The organism is Emticicia sp. C21 (assembly GCF_003418935.1).
In the GTDB taxonomy this organism is placed as follows: Bacteria; Bacteroidota; Bacteroidia; order Cytophagales; family Spirosomataceae; genus Emticicia.
This window is the reverse complement of sequence record NZ_QVMT01000006.1, coordinates 388,358-410,264: the sequence shown is the minus strand read 5'-3', so window position 1 is coordinate 410,264 and position 21,907 is coordinate 388,358. Positions and strand designations below refer to the sequence as shown.

General features: G+C 39.1%; 20 protein-coding genes. 6 read left to right on the top strand and 14 right to left on the bottom strand.

The genetic code is table 11. From position 1 onward, the window contains the following. Positions 1 to 5 precede the first annotated feature (5 nt). Positions 6 to 1,202: a TlpA disulfide reductase family protein gene (locus D0T08_RS28135; protein ID WP_158561282.1), complete on the top strand. Its 1,197-nt coding sequence runs from the start codon at positions 6 to 8 to the stop codon at positions 1,200 to 1,202. A gap of 61 nt (positions 1,203 to 1,263) precedes the next feature. Here D0T08_RS28135 and D0T08_RS16475 read toward each other — a convergent pair whose 3' ends face one another. Next, positions 1,264 to 3,129: a glycogen/starch synthase gene (locus D0T08_RS16475; RefSeq protein ID WP_116983758.1), complete on the bottom strand. Its 1,866-nt coding sequence runs from the start codon at positions 3,127 to 3,129 to the stop codon at positions 1,264 to 1,266. A 178-nt stretch (positions 3,130 to 3,307) separates the two neighbouring features. Here D0T08_RS16475 and D0T08_RS16470 point away from each other — a divergent pair, with 178 nt between their 5' ends. From D0T08_RS16470 to D0T08_RS16460, 3 genes are all read left to right on the top strand, one after another. Further along, positions 3,308 to 4,213 carry a DMT family transporter gene (locus tag D0T08_RS16470; protein ID WP_116983757.1) on the top strand — a complete coding sequence of 302 codons (906 nt, stop codon included), beginning with the start codon at positions 3,308 to 3,310 and terminating at the stop codon, positions 4,211 to 4,213. Between the two features lie 86 nt (positions 4,214 to 4,299). Beyond that, on the top strand, positions 4,300 to 5,217 hold the full coding sequence (locus D0T08_RS16465) for a hypothetical protein (RefSeq protein ID WP_116983756.1): 918 nt from the start codon (positions 4,300 to 4,302) through the stop codon (positions 5,215 to 5,217). A 149-nt stretch (positions 5,218 to 5,366) separates the two neighbouring features. After that, positions 5,367 to 6,152, top strand: coding sequence for a hypothetical protein (locus tag D0T08_RS16460; protein WP_116983755.1), 786 nt, complete (start codon positions 5,367 to 5,369; stop codon positions 6,150 to 6,152). A gap of 160 nt (positions 6,153 to 6,312) precedes the next feature. Here the strand turns inward: D0T08_RS16460 and atpG are convergent, their stop codons facing one another. From atpG to D0T08_RS16430, 6 genes are all read right to left on the bottom strand, one after another. Continuing rightward, positions 6,313 to 7,197, bottom strand: a complete 885-nt coding sequence (atpG, locus tag D0T08_RS16455; protein WP_116983754.1) for an ATP synthase F1 subunit gamma — start codon at positions 7,195 to 7,197, stop codon at positions 6,313 to 6,315. 55 nt (positions 7,198 to 7,252) lie between these two features. Further along, positions 7,253 to 8,830 (bottom strand): F0F1 ATP synthase subunit alpha, encoded by a 1,578-nt coding sequence (gene atpA, locus D0T08_RS16450; protein ID WP_116983753.1) that lies wholly within the window; start codon positions 8,828 to 8,830, stop codon positions 7,253 to 7,255. A 311-nt stretch (positions 8,831 to 9,141) separates the two neighbouring features. Beyond that, positions 9,142 to 9,468 carry a hypothetical protein gene (locus D0T08_RS16445; protein ID WP_116983752.1) on the bottom strand — a complete coding sequence of 109 codons (327 nt, stop codon included), beginning with the start codon at positions 9,466 to 9,468 and terminating at the stop codon, positions 9,142 to 9,144. Continuing rightward, entirely contained in the window at positions 9,465 to 9,686 is a 222-nt protein-coding gene (locus tag D0T08_RS16440; protein ID WP_116983751.1) for a hypothetical protein, read from the bottom strand. The genes D0T08_RS16445 and D0T08_RS16440 overlap by 4 nt, the downstream gene beginning before the upstream one ends. Before the next feature lie 244 nt (positions 9,687 to 9,930). After that, a complete protein-coding gene (locus D0T08_RS16435) occupies positions 9,931 to 10,245 on the bottom strand; it encodes a nuclear transport factor 2 family protein (protein WP_116983750.1) in 315 nt (104 codons plus the stop codon). Between the two features lie 135 nt (positions 10,246 to 10,380). Further along, a complete protein-coding gene (locus tag D0T08_RS16430) occupies positions 10,381 to 11,175 on the bottom strand; it encodes an SDR family oxidoreductase (protein WP_116983749.1) in 795 nt (264 codons plus the stop codon). 123 nt (positions 11,176 to 11,298) lie between these two features. Here D0T08_RS16430 and D0T08_RS16425 point away from each other — a divergent pair, with 123 nt between their 5' ends. Further along, positions 11,299 to 11,685: a helix-turn-helix domain-containing protein gene (locus D0T08_RS16425; RefSeq protein WP_116983748.1), complete on the top strand. Its 387-nt coding sequence runs from the start codon at positions 11,299 to 11,301 to the stop codon at positions 11,683 to 11,685. Positions 11,686 to 11,952: 267 nt separating this feature from the next. Here D0T08_RS16425 and D0T08_RS16420 read toward each other — a convergent pair whose 3' ends face one another. Further along, the gene (locus D0T08_RS16420) at positions 11,953 to 13,185 is read right to left on the bottom strand and encodes a sorbosone dehydrogenase family protein (RefSeq protein ID WP_229238975.1); all 1,233 of its coding nucleotides are present in this window, start codon (positions 13,183 to 13,185) and stop codon (positions 11,953 to 11,955) included. A 276-nt stretch (positions 13,186 to 13,461) separates the two neighbouring features. On the opposite strand from D0T08_RS16420, the gene D0T08_RS16415 reads away from it, so the two are divergent. Further along, positions 13,462 to 14,463 (top strand): SMP-30/gluconolactonase/LRE family protein, encoded by a 1,002-nt coding sequence (locus tag D0T08_RS16415; RefSeq protein ID WP_116983746.1) that lies wholly within the window; start codon positions 13,462 to 13,464, stop codon positions 14,461 to 14,463. 41 nt (positions 14,464 to 14,504) lie between these two features. Here the strand turns inward: D0T08_RS16415 and D0T08_RS16410 are convergent, their stop codons facing one another. The 6 genes from D0T08_RS16410 to murG all read right to left on the bottom strand — a co-directional run bounded on the left by D0T08_RS16410 (position 14,505) and on the right by murG (position 21,898). Continuing rightward, entirely contained in the window at positions 14,505 to 15,788 is a 1,284-nt protein-coding gene (locus D0T08_RS16410; RefSeq protein WP_116983793.1) for a pitrilysin family protein, read from the bottom strand. 155 nt (positions 15,789 to 15,943) lie between these two features. Continuing rightward, positions 15,944 to 17,275 (bottom strand): cell division protein FtsZ, encoded by a 1,332-nt coding sequence (ftsZ, locus tag D0T08_RS16405; RefSeq protein ID WP_116983745.1) that lies wholly within the window; start codon positions 17,273 to 17,275, stop codon positions 15,944 to 15,946. 249 nt (positions 17,276 to 17,524) lie between these two features. Next, positions 17,525 to 18,949, bottom strand: a complete 1,425-nt coding sequence (gene ftsA / locus D0T08_RS16400) for a cell division protein FtsA (RefSeq protein ID WP_116983744.1) — start codon at positions 18,947 to 18,949, stop codon at positions 17,525 to 17,527. Between the two features lie 81 nt (positions 18,950 to 19,030). Next, positions 19,031 to 19,798 (bottom strand): cell division protein FtsQ/DivIB, encoded by a 768-nt coding sequence (locus tag D0T08_RS16395; RefSeq protein ID WP_116983743.1) that lies wholly within the window; start codon positions 19,796 to 19,798, stop codon positions 19,031 to 19,033. Between the two features lie 198 nt (positions 19,799 to 19,996). Further along, positions 19,997 to 20,779 carry a GNAT family N-acetyltransferase gene (locus D0T08_RS16390; protein WP_116983742.1) on the bottom strand — a complete coding sequence of 261 codons (783 nt, stop codon included), beginning with the start codon at positions 20,777 to 20,779 and terminating at the stop codon, positions 19,997 to 19,999. 18 nt (positions 20,780 to 20,797) lie between these two features. Further along, positions 20,798 to 21,898, bottom strand: coding sequence for an undecaprenyldiphospho-muramoylpentapeptide beta-N-acetylglucosaminyltransferase (murG, locus tag D0T08_RS16385; protein WP_116983741.1), 1,101 nt, complete (start codon positions 21,896 to 21,898; stop codon positions 20,798 to 20,800). Between the last annotated feature and the right edge of the window lie 9 nt (positions 21,899 to 21,907).

Sequence of the window (21,907 nt, the reverse complement as noted above, 5' to 3'; positions counted from 1 at the left end):
CATATATGAAACAATCTCTTTTTGCTATATGCTTTCTGGCTTTTGGTTTGGCTTGTCAGTCTCAGCCGCAGAATGCACCCGCTGAGACCAAAGCAAGTGCTACTAACGGAAAGCCATTTACCATAAAAGGTAAGTTAAATAATTCGGTATCAGGTAAGGTTTACCTGGAAAGAATGAACGACCGAAATATCCCATTGAAAGTAGATTCAGTGAAGATTGCTGCCGACAATACTTTCATAATCAATGGGAACGCCGCTGAACCGGGAATTTACCAGGTCAACATAGCTAATCAACAGGTAATCGGTTTGATTTTAGATGGTGGTGAAAACCTAAGTATAGTAGCCGATGGTGTAAGTACTCCGGATAAAGCCGCAACTTTTAGCGTAGATGGCTCACCTGCCATGGCTAAATTTAATCAGATAGTGGCTGAAGCACAGAAATTCCGTCAGACACAAACTTCTTTACAAGAGCAATTTGACGCAGTTTCAAAGAAAAAAGACGAAAAGAAAAAGAAAGAGTTACAGGCACAATATATGGCTGCAGAAGAGACCTATTCTAATACTATCAAACCTATGATAGCTGATTTGGGTACCTCATTAGCTGGCTTGATTGCAATCAATAACTTCCTGAATCCTGAAAAAGATTTTGAAATTTTTGCTAAAACTGCCGCACAATTAGAAAAAGAGGGTCAGAATCACTTTTTTGCTAAGCTTTTCAGAGAAGATGTAAAACGCAGAAGCGCAGGTTCAGTGGGTTCAGAGGCACCTGATTTCTCTTTAGTAGATATGGCAGGTAAGCCCGTAAAGCTATCAGAATTGAGAGGAAAAGTAGTTATTCTTGATTTCTGGGCTACGTGGTGTGGGCCTTGTATCATGTCTTTTCCAGGCATGAAACAGGCAATGGATAAATACAAAAGTAACCCGAATGTACAATTCTTATTTGTGAATACTTTTGAAAGAGTTGACCAAAGCCAATGGAAATCAACCGTAACAAACTTTGTGAATCAGAGAGGTTTTAATACTTTCCCTATTATATATGATATGGGTGGAGAAGTTGCTCTCAACTATGGTGTAAATGGTATCCCAGCTAAATTCTGCATTGATAAAGAAGGGAAAATTAAATTTAAAAGTACCGGCTTTATGGGCTCAAATGAACTGATAGTTCAGGAGATGACCAAGTGGATAGATGAAGCGGCGAAATAATTTTGAGATCAAAATCATACAAAAAAAGAGAAGATTCTGAAATCTTCCCTTTTTTAATGCCTTACAATCTTGTTACACCTTTGCGTTTTAACGCCAAATCGTGAGCGGTATCATAATACGAACGTAGATTCGTCCAGTCAAATATTTCAGAGATATTTTCTACCCGGTTACGTTGCATAATGCGGTCACGACGGTTCATTGTTACGAAATTGAACATGATGTCGGCCAATTGGTCCGCAGCTTCATCATAGCTCTTCTCTTTACGATCTACTACATATACTCCTACGCTTTCATAGTCCTTCATCAATTGAATCATAAAATCTCCAAAGCCTGATAAATCACTCGTTACAGTCGGAATCCCACGTACTACACACTCTAATGGCGTATAACCCCAGGGCTCATAATAACTCGGGAATACACCTAAGTGACACCCTCTTACAAACTGGCTATACTCCATACCAAATAATGGATTGGTAGGTGAAATAAAATCAGGATGATACACAAATTTCACACGGTCTTGCTGATGGTTGAGTAAGTTGGTGTATTTGAGATAATTCGTAATATCGTCTTCCTGTTTCAACAAGTGGGTAACCGTATGTGGTAATTTTTTAGTCTTCCAGGTTTGAATTGTGCGACGTAACCTTAATCGCCAGTATTCATCTACAAACTCGTTCAGGTCAGGTAAATTATGGTTTTCATCCGATGCAGAGGAGTGGAATAAATGCTCTCCTACCTGTTTTTCTATTGCTTCGCAGGTCTCTCTTATTTCCTCCATCACGGCTCTTGACTGCAAGACTTCGGGGTTAATTGAATATACCGGATTTTTAGTGATTATAAACATCACAATAGTAGTATCAAGCCCTGCCTGTACAATCTTGAAGTTCAACCTTTTCAAGGCCTCCAGAGTTAAATCATAACCTTTGTTTCTAAATTCATAACGTCCGGAAGTAAAGAAATAAAGGGTATTATCTAAATCCCATGAATAACTCTGGAAGAAATGCCCCATCACAAACTGATGAATTTTCTCTTTATATTTCAAGTGAAGATTCTGGAACTCGTGCGTAGCGGCAAAACGGGTCACATTTAATCCATTTGGTAAAATTAAGTCACACATACGTCCGAAAAACACCTCACATTCCTTAGCTGTTACATCACTTACGGTTGTAAGTACATGGCATTTTTGTGCAGCAAACCGCTCAATTTTTGCCTGTGCTTCTACGCCATAATGCTGTGCTTCATATTCCCAGTTATAGTAACGTAATTTTTCATAGAAATCAGGCTCATTACCTGCAATATAGCGGCCAAGCATAGTAGCATGCGTAGTAAATACAGTTGAAATAGGCACGTTGTCTGTACGAATATCTATTAAAGCAGGTGCCACCATCCACTCGTGGAAATGCGCTACTACATCATTTTTGTGCCCATAAGTTTCTCCAAATTCTGTCAGGAATATCCGTATCATTTCCCCCAAGACAATTACCTGGTCAACCAAAGGCTCAGCATTTAAAGTAGAAATCTGATGTTTATTCCATAAGGCATGTTTGAGATCATTACTCTTATATAAGAGGTTCTTGAAGTCTAATAAAACGATTTTGGGTTTGCCAGTTACCAACCATCTGCCATAGTGTGCCTCATAACCCATTTCTTGCATTCGCTTGACTATCCTGCCAAAATATGATTCTTCTAAATCCTCAATCGGTTCAAATTCCACCATGGCAGTGTTCTGAAAATAGGGGCCTATCAAACAGTAATTTTCACCCCACTCTTCTACCATTGAAGGCACCTTTGAACGGATAACTGTGTAAATTCCACCAACCTGATTACACACTTCCCAGGCTATTTCCATCAATAAAGGCTTCTTTTGTTCGCGTGGTTGAATACTAACAGTTTCTTCTGATTCTCTTTTAAGTTTTTTGGACGTTACCATGTGGGTTAATTAATTTAATCTATTCCGAATGAGTGAATTATGTAATAATTTTTAACAATAACAATAAAAAATTTAACTTTTCAAATATCCGTGAACTTAATGGTTGGTTGGGATGTACAAAATAAAAACAAAGCTATCATTTTTACCTTTTTGAAAATCATAAGAGGATTTATTTTTTATGACAGACCGCGCAAAGTATTTGATTGGGGCTTTTTTGGTATTTGGAGCGGCTTTTGGTTTTGCTTTAAAAGGTATTTTTATCAAGTCGGCTTACCGCTATGATATTGATTCTATCTCGCTGTTGTCGTTGAGATTTCTGTTTTCTGCGCCCTTTTTTCTGTTTATTATTCTTCGTAAAAGGTATAAAGAAGAGTCTCACCCAATCTTTGCTAAAAGGCGTTGGTTATATGTGGCTTTAATCGGTTTTATTGGCTATTATATATCAGCTTATGTTAATTTCTTAGGTCTTGAATACATTTCTGCCAGCCTTGAACGTATCCTTTTATTCATCTATCCTACATTTGTTTTGTTGATTAATGCCTTTCTGGTCAAAAGAAAAGTAACCCGCTTGCAGTGGCTGGCGCTTCTGATCACCTATGCAGGTATTGCCATTGCCTTTATCAAACATTTTGAAGCACATCAGCAAAAGAACATTGCTTTAGGGGCGTTTTTAGTGATTTTGAGCGGCCTTACTTATTCATTTTATCTGGTTGGCAGTGATAAACTTATTGGTAAATTAGGAACTACGCGTTTTACTTCCTGGGCGATGCTATCTGCTTTAGTACCTACTTTGATTCATAGTTTTTTTTATAATAGACTCAATATTTTCCAATTTCCAGCCGAAGTTTACGTTATAGCTTTATCAATGGCCATTTTTTCTACTGTGCTGCCAACTTATATGTTCTCGGCAGGCATCAAGCGTGTAGGCTCCGGTAATGCTTCAATCATCGCAAGTATAGGTCCTATTTTCACTATTATATTAGCCACCTTATTTTTGCATGAACCAATCTGGATAGAACAAATCATAGGCACGATTTTAGTATTGACAGGAGTATTCCTGGTAAGCTGGAAAGGTAAAAAATAATATAACCCTATCTTTCAAAAACGAGATTTAATCGAGTGAAGAAATTTAATTGATTAAATTTGAAAGATTTTTATGAACCGATATTTATGAGATACGTGTATTTCCTTTTGGGGGTTTCGCTATTAGCCTCCTGCAATAAAAAAGAATCTAATCGACAGCAACAACTTTGTGACAATCAGAATTTCAAGCAGTATTGGTACTCAGAAAATGCCGAAATCAGCAGTTATAGCCTGAAACAGGCACAATTCGGTAATCTGAACGATGGAGAGGCTATCATGGTTTTCAATACCGAAGATTTTCGGAAAGATAAACACGTAAAACTAGAGTCGGATGCCAAAGAAAAAGCTGTTAAAGTAATGAAACTCAACTTTATCAAGCGTTTTGTTACAGGCATTCATGATTTTTCGATGTATACTTCTGTTTTTACACCTGTTCAGACACAAGACATTACTTCTACCTTAAAGGTCTCTAATACCAATCAGGACTGGAGTGGGCAAACTTTCTTACAATTAAACTTCCGTCAGAATGGCTATCAGGTATTAGGTAAATCATATTTTGAAGAAGAGATTGAGGACGATTACCATATAGACAAAGCTGTTCTGGAAGACGAGCTTTGGACACGTATTCGCTTGGTTCCTTGCCAGCAATTACCCGTTGGGAAAGTCATTTTAATACCAAGTTTAGGATCTTTACGCTTAAGACGGGAAAAAGCCGCTCCAGCCATTGCAGATGTTACATTAGAACCTTATAAAGGAGATTCTACTTTCAGAGGAGATTCTTTATTTGATTATCGGATAAATTATGCTGAAAGCAAAAGAAGCCTGAGAATTATATTCGAGAAGCATTTTCCGCATAAAATTGTCGGTTGGGAAGAGAGCTATCGTGCCCAGAATAAGACCTTAACTTCAAGAGCAGTATTAAAAGCTACCATCCAAAATCCTTATTGGCAGAAAAATATGCCTGTCGACACCATTTATAGAAAAAAGTTAAAATTGAAGTATTGATTTGAGTACCTTTAAGAATTATTTTCTGACCGCATGATAGTTTTCTAAGGCGAAAAATAGTTTTATACACACTCTATTATAATTTTGTGCTGTATTATACGTTCAAAGTTCTGTACTCGGTTCATATCTAAGAACATAACTCAATTTTGATGAAAAAGAGCAATTTTGTTTATTTAATCGCTACTTCCTTTTTTCTATCATTGGCACTTTTCTCTTGCGGAGACAAAGCAGCTCAAAAAACTGAAAATCCGGCTAAAGGCCCGAGTATTCATACATTGATTTTTATTGATAAAACTGCTAGTGTTGATGTGCAAAAACCCTTTGTTGCGCAAAAATATCAACAGGCTCTCACTTCTATTATTGAGCAGAATTTCAGAAAAGCGGGCGACACTTTTCAGATATATTATATCCACGAAAATACCTCTAAGGCACGTACCTTATCACTTGTTTGTCGTACAGAGATGGAAGACACTGAAGGAGTAAATGCTACTGACTTGGAAGCCATTAAAACCTCTTACGATCTATCAATCCGTAAAGAACGCAACTTCGTTACTCAACAATCATTAAATCGCCTGAAAGCACAAAATGATAATGCCTCCAATCTGGAAACCAATATTACCGCAAGTATTCCTGTCATTGCCAAGCTCGCAGAGAACTCAGGCGATGTACGGGTTTATTATCTGAGCGATATGGTAGAGAGCGTAAAAAATGGCAGAGATTTTCAGATACGTCCACCCAAAGACGATGCCGAAGCAGAAGCATGGGCAACAGCCGATGCTTCCAAACTGAAAAACTATCAGCTAAGCGGCCCTGAAATTTCGATGATTCTTCCATTTGAACCAACGAGTTCTTCTAAAGAAAATAACCCTACAGTTACACACTATTGGCAGAAATTGTTTGAAAGCCTAGGGGTGATGAGTGTGACAGAGATGTGATTGTACTCCGGTTGCGGAACGGCCGCCACACGGTTGAAGCCCTGATTTAGAAAAGGCAGTTTAATCAATAATCACTCATTCGCTAAATCTTCATTCACTAAATACAAAAAGAGGCAAATCTTTCGATTCGCCTCTTTTACTTTATATCTTTTGAATGAGATTACTCTCCTTTCAAAGCCTCGGCACCACCAACAATCTCAAGGATTTCCTTAGTAATTGCGGCCTGACGGCTACGGTTGTATTCAATTTTCAATGAACGAAGTAATTCGTTGGCATTGTCAGTTGCTTTATCCATCGCTGTCATACGGGCACCGTGCTCAGAAGCATTCGATTCCAATACCGCTTTAAACAATTGCATTTTAATCGCCTTTGGTATCAACTCCAATACAATCTCCTCTTCCGAAGGCTCAAAAATATAATCTATTTTGCTAGCTTTCGCATCATCAGCTTTTTTATCTACCAATGGCAACATTTGTTCTACACGAAGAATCTGTGTAGCCACGTTCTTGAACTCGTTGTATACTAATTCAACTACGTCATACTTACCCTCTGAGAAAGCAGTCATGATAGCTTCAGCAGCTGAACGGGCATGAGCAAAGTTCAGATTCTGGAAGATACTCATATAAGTATCATTCACTTTGAAATTACGACGTTGTAATGCTTCTCCACCTTTCTTTCCTAACGCCAGAATTTCTACATTGCCTTTAGCTGCCTGCGACGGGTATTTTTCATTAATAGCAGCCAGAGCCGCTTTAATGATATTTGCATTAAATGCACCACAAAGTCCTCTGTCTGAAGTAACTACTACTACTAAAACTTTCTCTACCTGACGTACCGTCGTAAAAGGGCTTGTCGCACCTACTTCGGTGTTGGCAGATACGGTAGCAATCAGCTCGTTCAGTTTGGTAGCATACGGACGCATCTGAAGGATAGCATCTTGTGCTCTACGCAACTTCGCCGCCGACACCATTTTCATGGCTTTTGTAATCTGCGTCGTTGAGTTTACCGAGACAATTCTATTTCTAACTTCTTTTAATGAAGGCATTTTTCTATATAATTAAGAATGAAAAGAGCTTTTACACTCTTTTCATTCTATGTTATTAAGCATATTTTTGAGCTAACTCTCTACCAACTTTCTTAATAGTATCGGTAGCTGAATCATCTAATTTACCGGCAGCAAGTCCTTTTAATACATCAGGATATTGCGCTTTCAATAAAGTGATAAATTCAACTTCAAATTCTTTTGTTCTGCTTACCGAAACTTTGTCAAGTACACCATTAATAGAAGCATAAATGATAGCTACCTGCTCACCCACCGCAGATGGAGAGAACTGTGCTTGTTTCAAGATTTCCTGGTTACGACGACCACGTTCGATAGTCAGTTTCGTAGCAGCATCAAGGTCTGAACCAAACTTCGCGAAGGCTTCCAGTTCACGGAACTGCGCCTGGTCAAGTTTCAAGGTACCTGCTACTTTTTTCATTGATTTAATCTGAGCATTACCACCCACGCGGGATACCGAAATACCTACGTTGATAGCCGGACGAATACCTGCGTTAAACAAGTTCGACTCCAGGAATATCTGACCGTCAGTAATCGAGATTACGTTAGTCGGGATATAAGCCGAAACGTCACCTGCTTGTGTCTCAATGATTGGAAGGGCTGTCAACGAACCACCACCTTTTACTTTACCTTTCAATGAAGGTGGAAGGTCATTCATGTTTTGCGCAATCGCATCATTGGCAGTTACTTTAGCGGCACGCTCCAACAAACGGCTATGTAAGTAGAATACGTCTCCTGGGTAAGCCTCGCGTCCTGGAGGACGACGAAGTAATAATGATACCTCACGGTAAGCAACCGCTTGTTTCGATAAATCATCATATACAACTAGTGCAGGACGACCGGTATCACGGAAATACTCACCAATGGCAGCACCTGTAAATGGAGCAAAGAACTGCATAGGTGATGGGTCTGATGCACCGGCAGCTACGATTACTGTATAATCCATCGCACCATATTTACGTAAGGTTTGCTCAACCGCTTTGATGGTAGATGCTTTCTGACCACAAGCTACGTAGATACAATAAACTGGTTCGCCTTTATCGTAAAATTCTTTTTGATTGATGATAGCATCGATACAAACAGCAGTTTTACCTGTCTGACGGTCACCGATTACTAATTCACGTTGACCACGACCGATTGGAATCATCGCGTCAATCGCTTTAATACCTGTTTGAAGAGGCTCTGTTACAGGCTGACGATAGATAACACCCGGAGCTTTACGTTCCACAGGCATTTCAAAAGTTTCGCCTTGAATCGGACCATTACCATCGATTGGCTCTGCAAGCGTGTTTACCACACGTCCTACAATACCGTCACCTACTTTCACAGAAGCGATTTCGCCGGTACGTTTTACAGTTGCACCTTCTTTGATACCTGTTGCATCTCCCAAAAGTACCGCTCCCACGTTATCTTCTTCAAGGTTCAATGCAAGGGCTTTTAGGCCGTTTTCGAAAGCCAGCAATTCACCGGCTTGTACTTTTGATAAACCATATATACGTGCTACACCGTCTCCGATTTGTAACACAGTACCTATTTCTTCAAGTTCCGCTTCGGTTTTTGAACCTGCTAGTTGTTCACGTAGAATAGCCGAAACTTCATCTGGTCTGACTGATGCCATATTATATTTTGATGAGTTTTTAAATGTAGATTCGAAAAACGGGCTTTATAGCTTCATTTTTCGGGTGCAAAAGTACGACACATTTTTCACAATTCCGATATTTTAGGCAAAAAAAGATACATAAAAGTAGGACTATTTTTAGAAAATGGCTTTTGCGCTTATCGGAGCGAATAAAATATCGAAATCTGGCTTTTCAGAATATTATTTGTTCTGCCCGAAATGATTCTTCTAACAAAGATTCATTTGCTGAAACTGTTTCAATATTTCATTAAAGATTTGTTTACGCTGATTATCCACAGCCCATTACTGTCCTAATCCAAAAAGGTTCCTACCATATTGGTAACCTTTTCCGTTTCCACTTTTTTGGTCATAACTCTAATTTTCTGAAAACCATCACTTCCCTCGTTCAAAAAGGTTCCCACCAGATTAGTAACCTTTTTCGTTTCCACTTTTTTGGTCATAACTCTGGTTTTCTGAAAACCATCACTGCCCTCATTAAAAAAGGTTCCCACCACATTGGTAACCTTTTTCAGTTCCGTTTTAGTAGTTATTATGCTGATTTTACGCAAACCATCGCCATTCCCCGCTAAAAAGGTTCCCACATATTGGTAACCTTTCCGATTCCGTTTCGCAGTCATAATCTGATTTTCTGGAAACTATCCCTATCCTCATTCAAAAAGGTTCCCACCATATTGGCAACCTTTTTCGGTTCTTTTTTAGTGTTCATAAATCTGATTTTCTGGAAACTATCCCTATCCTCATTCAAAAAGGTTCCCACTATATTGGTAACCTTTATATCTGCCAGTTCTTTCCCGATTTTTAAAGGTTCACGAATAACATATTTATCTTCCTTCATACCACTAGTAGTTATGCGGACAGTTAGTTCAGGATTGTATTTACGGACTGGGCGTCTCCTAAATTTCCGACTTAGAATTATGTTTTCAAAGTATTCGAGGAGTTTTTTAGAACAATCAGACTGTTGAGGTTATTCCAGATTCCAGCTAAAGCTGTGAACATTGTGCGCCCAAAATGTTTAGTTCTAAAATAAGTTGGTGAAACCTATTTTAGAACTAAACAATATTGGTGTCTGGTAGATTGGTTTACACGATTTTCAGCGATTGAATTAATCCATCTTCAAATTCATAATGATAAGTCATTACAATCGGACTTCCGGGAAACTTTCCTGAAACTTCCGTTTTCAATGTATGTTCAGTTTCTGAATATTCTATGGGTTTCATTACCGCTTGATATTCTTTATTGGCTTTATCTATCCAATTTTTTATTTCTGTTTTCCCGTTGTGTGTTTTTCCTTCGTCAAATACTACGGCTGTTTCGGTAAAACAATTGGCATATGCTGCACTATCAAAGTTATTCTGTGTTTTTACTAATTCTGCTACTACTTGTGGTAAGTTCATTGTATTTAAAATTAAAGATTATTAGAGTAGGTTTAAATTTTGTTTTTCTGACCGAAAGAACAAGATTTTTTAGCTAGACAAGCGGACACTGCACGAATTTTCTTGAAGGTCGAACAATAAAGTTTAAACATACTCTTAAATGGTTGGTATTGTTCCGCCGTCGATTACAAAATTTGTCCCTGTTAAATAACTAGCTCTTGGTGAAACAAGAAAACCAACTAATTCAGCTACTTCTTCAGGTTGTGCTGGTCTGCCAAAAGGTATTCCTCCCAACGCATCCATAACACTTTGTTGAGCTTCTTCTACAGTACTATTTGCATTTCTTGCAATCTCGCCCAACCAGGCTTCCGATGCTGTAGTATTAATCCATCCCGGCGAAACAGTTAGCACACGAACACCTTTCGGTGTAATTTCATTTGATAAACTTTTACTATAATTGATCAATCCAGCTTTTGCAGTTGCATAGGGTAATGTAGAATCATATAGGGGCAGTTTGCCTTGAATAGAAGCGATGTGAATGATAACACCACTTTTTTGCTCAATCATTTGCGGTAGAAATCCCCTGTCTAAACGAATTGGGGCAAGCAAATTAGCTTGTAGGGTTGATTCCCAATCTTCGTCAGTTAATACAGCAAAACCACCGGCAGGTGTTACTGAAGAACCAAGGTTATTCACAAGAATGTCTAGCCTCCCATAAGTAGATAGCACTTCGCTGATTACTTTCTGTGTTCCTGCTGCTTTACTTAAATCCGAAGGAATGAAATGCAGCTTACTGTTTTCTTTTTCTGGTGCATTTCTTGCAGTAATTATAACAGTTGCTCCTGCTTTTACCAGCCGTTCTGCAATAGCTTTTCCTGCACCTTTTGTACCGCCTGTTACCAAAGCAATTTTGCCCAATAACTCATTGTTGAAATTAAAATCCTGTTCCATTGATTATTTTTTTATGCAAATTTCAGTTGTACATTCACATGAAACAATTACGGAAATACGATTCATATAGGGATAAATTTTTCCCCTATTGTATGTTTGGATACATAAGTCTAATTTTGTTCTATGTATGAAAGAAAGATTTTACCAAACCTGAATTGCGGTCTTGATTTGATTGGCGAAGTACTCTATGGAAAATGGAAAATCCGTTTGTTATGGTTTATTAACGAAGGTTACAAACGACCAAGCGAGTTGCAACGAAAAATACCCGATACTACAAGGCGTGTGTTAAATATTCAGTTGAAAGAATTGGAAGAGCATGAATTGGTTACAAGAAAAATCTATCCTGTCGTTCCTCCGAAAGTAGAATATAGTCTTACAGAATTTGGCAAAACGTTAATTCCTGTGATTTCAGCTTTAGGTAAATGGGGCGATGAAAATGAAGAACACTTACGGACAGTCATTTTAGAGCGTTTAAGGCAGGAAAGTCGACAGGATATTGTAAGTGTATAGCCACTATGGTTGGCGTCTATTATGTACCCTCAGAGTCCCCTGTGTGTGCAAGCAAAAGCCACAGAAAGGGACTCTGAGGATTGAGGAGATCTCAGTTCTTGTTACCAATACCCTTGCCCTCAGAGTCTCCTGCAATGGCGTACCGTTATGTGCCTTTAGGAGAATTTGAATTAACTGTGAAAGATATCATTTGTTAAGTGTTTTTAATTCCCTTCCCCATTGTTGGGGCGGCCGTCGCGCGGAAGGGTTAGGAATGGGGTCATTTTCTTATTTCGCCCCTTTATAACTAATCTTATAAATAGTACCACCTAAATCGTCAGAAACATAGATAGAGCCGTCAGGGCCTTGCGCTAAGCCGCATGGACGGTGTTGTACCGGGCCCGTTGGTTTTGCCAGGTCGATACCTGCAAAATTATCAGCAAAAATCTCCCAGGGGCCGGATGGCTTTCCATTTTTGAAAGGCACAAAGCCTACCATATAGCCTTTCTTTAACTCAGGCGATTGTCCATGAAAAGCAATGAAAGCGCCGTTTCTGTATTTGGCAGGAAACTGAGTACCTGTATAAAACAACAATCCGTTTGGCCCTAAGTGCGCAGGGAAAGCAGCCGAAGGATTTAAAGCTTTTTCTCCACCAGTTTTTTTCCCATCTCCACCATATTCAGGGCATAAGATTTTCTTTTTCTGAAATTGGTCATAATACACATATGGCCAGCCTGCGTCTGCTCCTTCATGCAGTTCATACATCGTTTCAGCAGGTAGTTTCGTGCTCATTTCCGGTGTATAGTAGTTAGGGAATGCCTCATGGAATTGTCCTCTCCCGTGCATCATCACAAACAATTTATTCGATTTGGTATTCCAGTCCAAACCTACAATGTTTTTTAGTCCGGTTGCATATCTTACGCCGTCTCCATAAGTCTGATTCAATTTGTTGGTTTTAAAGCGCCATACTCCTCCTACCGAATCAAGCAAAGCACAAGGAGAAATACCCTTGTTTGTGCCTTTCTCTTTGCAAGTCTCATCGTAAGAGCCTACGGTTACATAGAGATTACCAGCATTGTCTAAGGCAATAGATTTTGACTCGTCACGACCTTTAGCTACTAATCCTGTTACTAATAATTCTGGGCTATCAATATTAGTGATTTCTCCATTGGCATCTAGTTGGTAACGATACACACCTGTATTAGATGAAGAATACAGATAATTGTCTTTAATGACAATACCTGTGCCTTTATAATCTAACAGGTTCTTTTGGGCATCTATTTTACCATCACCATTAGAATCATAGAGGTAAACCATACCCTTAGCTTCTTTTGGTTTAGCTATTTTGGCATAGATACCACCTTTGCTGGTAACAGCGAGGTGTCTGGTTCCACCTAAGTCGCTTCCTATAATAGTAGCGGAGAATCCGGCAGGAACTTTGATTGCTAGGGCAGGAGTTTCGTCATAATTGTAGGCAGACATTAGAGATACACCTACTGCTGCCATGAGCAGATGGCGCATCTTAAAAAAGGTTCGCATGGTAGTATTTATCGTTATGGTTGAAAATAGAAAGTGGTTAATGCCACTTAAAGGCAAAGATAAGTATTTATGTATGACGATTTTTCAAATCGTCAAAATTCGACAGAATTTTATAAATCCACCAATTAACTCAAGGAAATAGGTTATGAATCTAACATTCAGATATTTGTCGAAAGACGATTTAAAAAATCGTCATACACAACTATTTTCATAAAAATTCCCTTAATTTCGCTACTGAACCTATTCAAAGCCTATTGTATGAAAACATTAGTATTACTCGCTTCAATCATTACTATGAGCTATACCGCAACAGCCCAACAAAAAACCCTTGGCAAAGTAAATCGCCTTGACCCTGCATTAGATAATCTGATAGACCAAGACGCCAAAATTGAAATTTTAAGTGAAGGATACGATTGGTCAGAAGGCCCTGCCTGGGTAAAAGACGGCAATTACCTACTATTCTCTGATGTACCAGCCAATACTGTCTACAAATGGAAAGAGGGAGAAGGAACAAAGCCTTTCTTAAAACCATCAGGTTATACGGGTATAGGCATCTATAGCGACGAACCAGGCAGCAACGGGTTAATTATCAACAAAGATGGCATGTTGGTTTCATGCGAACATGGCGACCGCCGTATTTCAGTTATGCCATTAACTGTTGGTGGCAAGCGTACATTGGCGGATAATTATGCAGGTAAGCGTTTCAATAGCCCGAATGATATAGTGCAGAAATCAAACGGAGATTATTATTTCACTGACCCACCCTATGGCTTAATGAAAAAAGATAAAGACCCTACCAGAGAAACTGAACTGTTTGGGGTATATCGCAGAGCCACAAATGGGACGGTTACCTTAATTGTAAAAGACCTGACGCGCCCGAATGGATTGGCTTTTTCACCTGATGAGAAAATCTTATATGTTGCGCAATCAGACCCTGACAGGGCTTATATTATGGCTTACCCGGTGTTGGCAGATGGAAAGGTGGGCAAAGGAAAACTATTGTACGATGCAACACCGATGGTGAAAGAAGGCTTGCAAGGTTTACCGGACGGTTTGAAAGTAGATAAAAAAGGAAATATCTTCACTACAGGTCCAGGAGGTGTATTAATACTAACCCCACAAGGTAAACTATTAGGAAGAATTGAAACGGGTGTACCAACAGCGAATTGTGCCTGGGGAAATGATGGTTCAACGCTTTATATTACTGCCGATATGTATTTGTTGCGTATCCAGACGAAGACCGTGGGGGTTGGATTCTAAGAAATAAAAAAGGGTCAGGTTTTGAACCTGACCCCATCATATCACTTCCCTCCTACAACCACTTCGCATAAATCTTCCTGCTTAAAGTAAGTGTTCGCCATTTCTATAATATCTAAAGGCGTTACCGCTCTTATTTTCTGGATATAATTATCATAAAAATCTTCAGGCAGTTCGTCCAAAAGAATGATTTTCTGTCTGTCGGCTACTTCGAAAGGTGTGTTCAGTGACCCTACTAATGAACCAATCATATAGTTTTTAGCAGTATCTATTTCATCTTCTTCTACTGGTGTAGTCTGTAATCGGCTGATTTCCTTGGCAATCTCATCAAGGGTTTGTTGGGTATATTCTTTCTTCACATCAGTCCCCATTACCAGATACCCGCCATATCGTTGTGGTACTAAACCTGACGAAATACCATAGGTAAAGCCTTTATCCTCACGGATATTCTTCATCAGACGGCTACCAAAGTATCCGCCAAAAATAGTATTGGAAACGATAAATTTAAAGAAATCAGGGTGTGTACGCCCAAACATCCGCTTACCTAAACGAATCGACGACTGCAAGTTATCCAAACGTTCAACCAGTACACTTTCAGGGTGCTTGATTTCTGAAATATTATCAATAATGGCACTATGGCCAGGCGACTGTAATGGCATTTGTCCTAAATGCTGATTCAAAGCTTTAACTACCTCATCATCAAATTTACCTGCAATAAAAATTCTGAAAGACTTACCTCGAATCTGTTTCTGATAAAAATCATTAACAGCCTCTCTGGTAATAGCATCAATGGCTTCTAAAGTCAGAGATTTGCCGTATGGGTGATTCGTTCCATAGATTTGCTCTCTGAAAACCTGTCCTGCCACATATGCACTCTTTTCCAGATTGATTTTCAGGTTCTGAGAACTGATATTTTTCTGAACCTGCAATTCTTTTTCAGGAATGATAGAATCAGCAATCATTTCCTGCAGCATAGGTAACAATTTAGGCAAATGCTTGGTGAGTCCATGAACGGTTATGGCTAATCTTTCTACCGAATGGTTGATTTCAAGAAAAGCGCCATATTGGTCAAAGTATTCGCTGATTTCAGTAGCAGTATGACTTGAAGTTCCTTCCGAAAGCATTTTTGAAGCAAAATAGGCTTCTCCGATACGATTCTCATAACGGCTGCCTGCTTCAAAAATCAATTCTAAACGCACTACGGGTTGTTCTCCTGCCTTAACCATATATACAGGTACCTGATTATCCAGTATCGCTTTCTCTGCTTTAGGTATGCTCACTTGTTCTATAGTCTGTGAGGGAGGTGCTATCGTGCGGTCTAATATCATAGGTTTAATTAAATATAATTCGTATACTCTTTGGTATTTATACAGAAAAAGTAAAATGAATAACGAACGATTCGACAAAAAGTTCATTATTCATTTTACTTTAACAAATGGCCGATTCAGAACCTGTTTAAGGGTTCTTATCTATAACAAAAAAATTATCTGGCAGATTCCATCATGCTTAGCAAATGGTCTAATTCATATTCTAATACCTTACTACCTTGTTTTAATTTTCTTACATCCTGCAATTCAATACCATTGCGGGCATAAGTAGGATGATTTAAGGCTGGGTTACGGTATCCCTCACGCATGAAACGTTGAATCATGATTCTGATTTGCTCCATATCATCTCGTTTAGGAGGTTCCGGAATCACAACGGCAACAGGTTCTGCTTGCGGCTGTTGTAGCTGGCTTTTCTCCACTTTCGTAGTACCATTAACTTCTTTTGCCCCATGATCTCTTACTACTTCAAACTTCACCTCTTTTACTTCTTCCTGTTCAGGGGCCAGGTCAAAGCCCGCAGCTACAATGGTTACCCTTACTTTTTTACCCAACTGGTCATCCACAGCAAAACCATGTTTAAACAAACGGGCTTTGGCCTGAATCTGACTTTCGATAAATTTGGTTACCAATGTCTGATCAGAAAGTTTTATTTTATGCTCAGAGCTATACGCAATACTTACCAATACGCGTTGAGCGCCACTGATACCATTACTTTCTAACAAAGGAGAAGAAAGAGCCGCTTTTATAGCCTCTTCCGCTCTTTTATCACCTTCAGCCTCTGAGGTACCCATTACTGCTTGTCCGGCGCCACCTAGTACTTTCTTCACATCAGCAAAGTCAAGGTTGATGATTCCGGGACGAGTAATCAGTTCGGCAATACTTTTTACACCATTGGCTAATACATCATCGGCTTTATGATAAGCCTCTTCAATATCCATATCACCGTATTGCATTTCAAGACGCTCATTCTTGATAATCAATACCGTATCACTATACTTTTTCAGTTCTTCAATTCCGGCTCTTGCCTGTGTAATCTTGTCTTCTCCTTCAAATGTAAAAGGATCTGTTACAACGGCAACAGTCAGGCGACCCATGTCTTTGGCTATACGAGCAATTACCGGAGCAGCACCTGTACCGGTACCACCACCCATACCTGCCGTAATAAATACCATCTCTGTAGGTTCTTTCAGTACCTCGCGAATGGCTTTTTCGCTTTCTTCGGCAGCCTTTTTACCCATGCTCGCCTCTGTACCTGCTCCTAAACCCTTGGTTAGTTCAATACCTATCTGCAAACGACGAATCTCCGACGGGGCAGATTCCAGCGCTTGCTGGTCGGTATTACAGATAACTAATCCAATATCGCGAACGCCCAAATGATGCATGTGCTTAACAGCATTACAGCCTGCACCACCAACACCAATCACCTTGATGATGTTCTTAAATTTGTTTTTGCTCGAAACAATTTCGAATTCTGGCTCTGGAGACATTTTAGTAAGAATTTATGTAGATTAGGAAAGTTTGGTACTTTTAGTCAACAAAAATATAGAGGTAAACGCAATGATTACGCCCGTGAGAATAGTTTTCAAAAGGTCTGGCATTAACGTTTAGCAGCAAATACGTTTGTTTTCTAACTTAGTTTTTATGGTTTGGTCATTATAAAATATATACTCAAAAATACTCACTATTGTTTAAATATATACTCCTCTTTGCACGCTCGTCTTGTTATAACTTGTTAATTAATTTGTATAGTTTTTATCATCTCCCATGTCAATCTTCCCGGCTGAAGAAACTTTTTTCTTGAACCAACCGAAGATACCTCCACCGTTCTGTTCTTCTTCCTGTGGTGGTTCTTCTTTTTTGCCGTTCACCCGGGTATTAGTGGTTTCGTAGCCATTATTATGGCTTCCTGCTGATACCTGGCTTTCAGGTATATCTCCCCAGATTACTTCTTCCGGTACTCGTTCGTCCAGTGGCAGAAAACCTGATAGTACAAGCCCTACAACCGTAGCATATTTCGGGTCAGCTATTTTTGCTACTGCTGTTTGTCCAATATTTCTGATAGTATTACCAACCCGGATATTCATGCCGTTGGTTACTTTGGTAAATACTTCTTTTATCATGGCAATATTAGAGGTACCACCCGTCAGCACTACTCCGCTTATCAATTGCCCATCATAGCCTGAGTGCATGATTTCTGCCATCACCATCGAGGCCAGTTCTTTCACCCGCTCCTCTATAATGATACTCACGTTTTGTGCGACAATCTCTTTGTCAGGCAACCCCTCTACACCCGGAATCTTGATAATATCGTTTTTACCCACCTCATACGGCGGAATGGCGCCCATAATCAGTTTCAGTTTCTCGGCATGATCCGGCAATATCTGGAATGCCTTTACCAAGTCGTTGGTAATACTTTTACCTGCAAACGGAATCACTGAAATATGACGTAACCCACTTTCCTGAAAAATAGCTAATTCGGTAGTATCACCACCGATATTTACTACTGCAACACCAAGTTTCTTATCTATTTCGCTCAATACTGCCATAGCATCAGCCAATGGTGTGAACAAAGTATGAACGATTTTAAGCGGAACGAATCTATGATTATTTTGTACCTTTACTCCAACACTTTCTATCGTGCGGCGTAGTGCCAGATGCGGATCATTAGGGGTTGAAATCAAAAAGAAATTACCACCTAAAGTAATTCCGAAACGACCTACCGGATTATCAGGTACGATTGCTCTGTCAACTATGAATTCTTGTGGGAATGTATGAATAATGATATTCCCTGCAGTCGGACGAAAAGACTTTCTTATATCAACAGCTAATCTTTCTATTTCTTCTTTACGAATAGTACTCCGGCTATCATCTCTCGTCAGAAAACTCTGATGTGCTTTGCCCTCTACATTCTCACCCGAAATATTAACAATTACATTATGGATATTAATATCAGCCTTATCTGAAAGTATATTCAGAATACGATCAATATCTTTTGCTGTAAATTCTAAATTCACTACGGTACCATTCGATACCCTTCCCCTCTGGGTAGGCTCTTCCACGATGTCAAGAATTTTTACTTTCCCAACCTCGTCCATTATGCCAGCAACGGCACAAATCTTCGTGCTGCCAATGTCAATACCTACTATTACGCCTTTACTCATCTCGTTATTTTTTAAGGCATTTATCCATGACTATTTAGCTTTATGGAGGGTATCATAAACTATAAATGCCGACCTCTGTTTTTACTTACAAACCACCTGCCCATCATACTTTACACTCACATGTGTGAATGTATCCCAACCCTGTACAGGTAAAATCTGCTTGTAAAATATTTTTAAGCGATTCAATCGATTCTGAACGTTTTCAGCTTCTCCAAACTCAACTACGTGTTTTCCTAATAAGGGTACAATGGTGATATTCCCGGCACGGTTAATATCTAATTGTGTAAATTGAGCTTTTAAGAAATTGTCATCGTTTATTAAATTGATGAAATTTAATAAATTTTCCTGACGTTGTTGCTTTAAACTCGGCAAATTTCGGAAATATTCGCCCGAAAGCAATATAATTCTTGCGGAATATCTTTCAGAGAGGGGAAAAAAGTATCCATCCTTATCAACATATACATCTTCACGGCCGTCGGACATCAGGATTCTAGCTACAGGAATATGTTGTTCTATATCAATATTAAGATTACCCTCTATACCTCTGAAAACCTGACAACTCTTAATTTGTTTATTTTTTAATACTCTTTTTTCAATTTCTCTTAAATCTATTTTCTCAAATAATCTACCTGTTAACTGATCACCCCCTTGTTTGGTAGCCAGATTTTCGATTTCTTTTTTATCGATAAAAAATTGCTCGTTGGCATTTTTAATCTTTATCTCAATCTTTTTGCAACGGTCGGTAGAAAAGGTATTGCTCGAAAAAATAATAAGCACAACAACTGCAATCAAGGCACTCCCAGCCATGACCCACTTGCCGATTTTCTTAAAATTTAATTTCTTTTCCATTTACTTTAGCACGTAAAATTTATTTAGCGATTGAGTGAATGAGTGATTTAGTGATTTTTAATCGTGAATGCGGACGCCGCGCGGGCGAATTGTGAATTAGTGAATATTAAAATAGAAAAATTAGGCTAAAACACAATTATTCGCTAATCTGCCATTTACTAATTCACAATTAGAATAATCACTCATTCGCTAAATCGCTCAATCACTCAATTTCTTCAAGAATCCATTCTTATCTCCCATCAGCTTAAAATGATCGGCTTCTTTGGATTCTAAATCGGTTTTGCAAAGTTCTTTTAATTTTTCTATATCCTTGCTCCACTCGTACCCGTTATAGTACGCTAATCCTTTGTGATCTCTTATTTTGTATAAGGCCCCTGGTTTATAAGCTGTACCCAGATACACATATTTTAACCCATTATCTTTTGCCCAGCGTATGGCTCTCCACATCATCCACTTACCCAACGAGTGCGTACGCATATATTCAGTATCAAAGAACGCAAACCAATAGTGTAAGATATTTTCATCTAAAGCACCGAGAATAAATCCTAACAACTTACCCTCTGATGAAAAACGAAAAATATGAGTTCCTATTTCTCTCGACAGAATATATTGCCAACGCTCCATGCTCATATTGTCGTCACCGATACGCTGCGAGATGTATTCCTGACAAAAATCGGCAAAGGTTGGGTCATTCAAATCAAAGTCTTCTTTCTTAATTACGGCTAATTCAACCTTTAACGGTTCCACTAAACGATTGACTCTGCGATTCTCGGAAGTATCTTCAAAACTATCTAACTCCACTCTTAAGCTTCTTGCCAGATAAAAAATATCTCCCTCTATGCTCAAATCGCCTGTATAAGGTAAAAATCCTTTTGCATATATCTCTGGCATCTCTTCCTGCGACTCTTTGTAACAATAGATCGCGTAATCGAAGGTATAATTTGAATAATCAACTCTGTTTTCAGAAAAGAAAATTTTCATAAAGGGCTTCAGCTAATACTATATTAAACGTAAGACTTCTTCGGCTATCTCCTGCCCCGCATTCGGTTTTCCTAGAGTCTTGATGTTTTTACTCAATTCTTTCATGGTTGTTGGGTTATCAGCCAGTTCAATGGCTTTATCCACCAATTTCTCTCTCGCTTCCTGGTCTTTTACCAGCCAGGCTGCATTTACATTAACCAGACTTAGTGCATTCTGTGTCTGATGGTCTTCTGCCGCAGCCGGAAAAGGCACCAGAATAGACGGCTTGGCTGTTAAACACAATTCAGATACTGACAATGCTCCTGCTCTTGAAACCACTAGATCGGCTGCAGCATAGGCTAAATCCATTTCATAGATAAAGTCAGATATATAAACCCTATTGGTTTGTAAAGCATCTACTGCCGACTTAGCCTGGTCGATAAACAATTTACCTGTTTGCCAGATAATCTGCAAATCATTGGAAATTAAATCATTTAAACCCGCCTTTATTGACTCATTAATGGTTTTTGCGCCCTGGCTACCACCGATAATCAGCAATATTTTTCTATCATCACTTAGACCAAAGTGTTTCAATGCCTGTTCACGTTTTGAAGCGGTTTCCAGAATATCTTTTCTTACCGGATTCCCCGTCATGACAATCTTCTCAGCCGGGAAAAACCGTTCCATGCCCAGATACGCCACACATATTTTCTTTGCCTTTTTGGCTAAATTCTTATTGGTAACGCCGGCAAAGGAGTTCTGCTCTTGAATCAAAGTAGGTACTTTTAAAAAGTTAGCCATTATCAAGGTTGGCCCGCTGGCATAGCCTCCTACACCGATAGCCACATTGGGCTTGAAATTCTTGATAACGCTATACGTTTTCCATAGACTTCTGATTAACTTAAATGGTAGCCCGATGTTGGCCAACATATTGGAGCGATTGATACCTGCAATGGGTAAACCTATGATTTTATACCCTGCTTTAGGCACTTTCTCCATTTCCATTTTCCCCTCGGCACCTACAAATAAGATTTCTATACTTGGGTCTTTGGCTTTCAGTTCATTGGCAATTGCCACTGCAGGATAAATATGCCCGCCTGTACCTCCACCCGAAATTATTATTTTAGTGCCTTTACTCATTCAGTTATT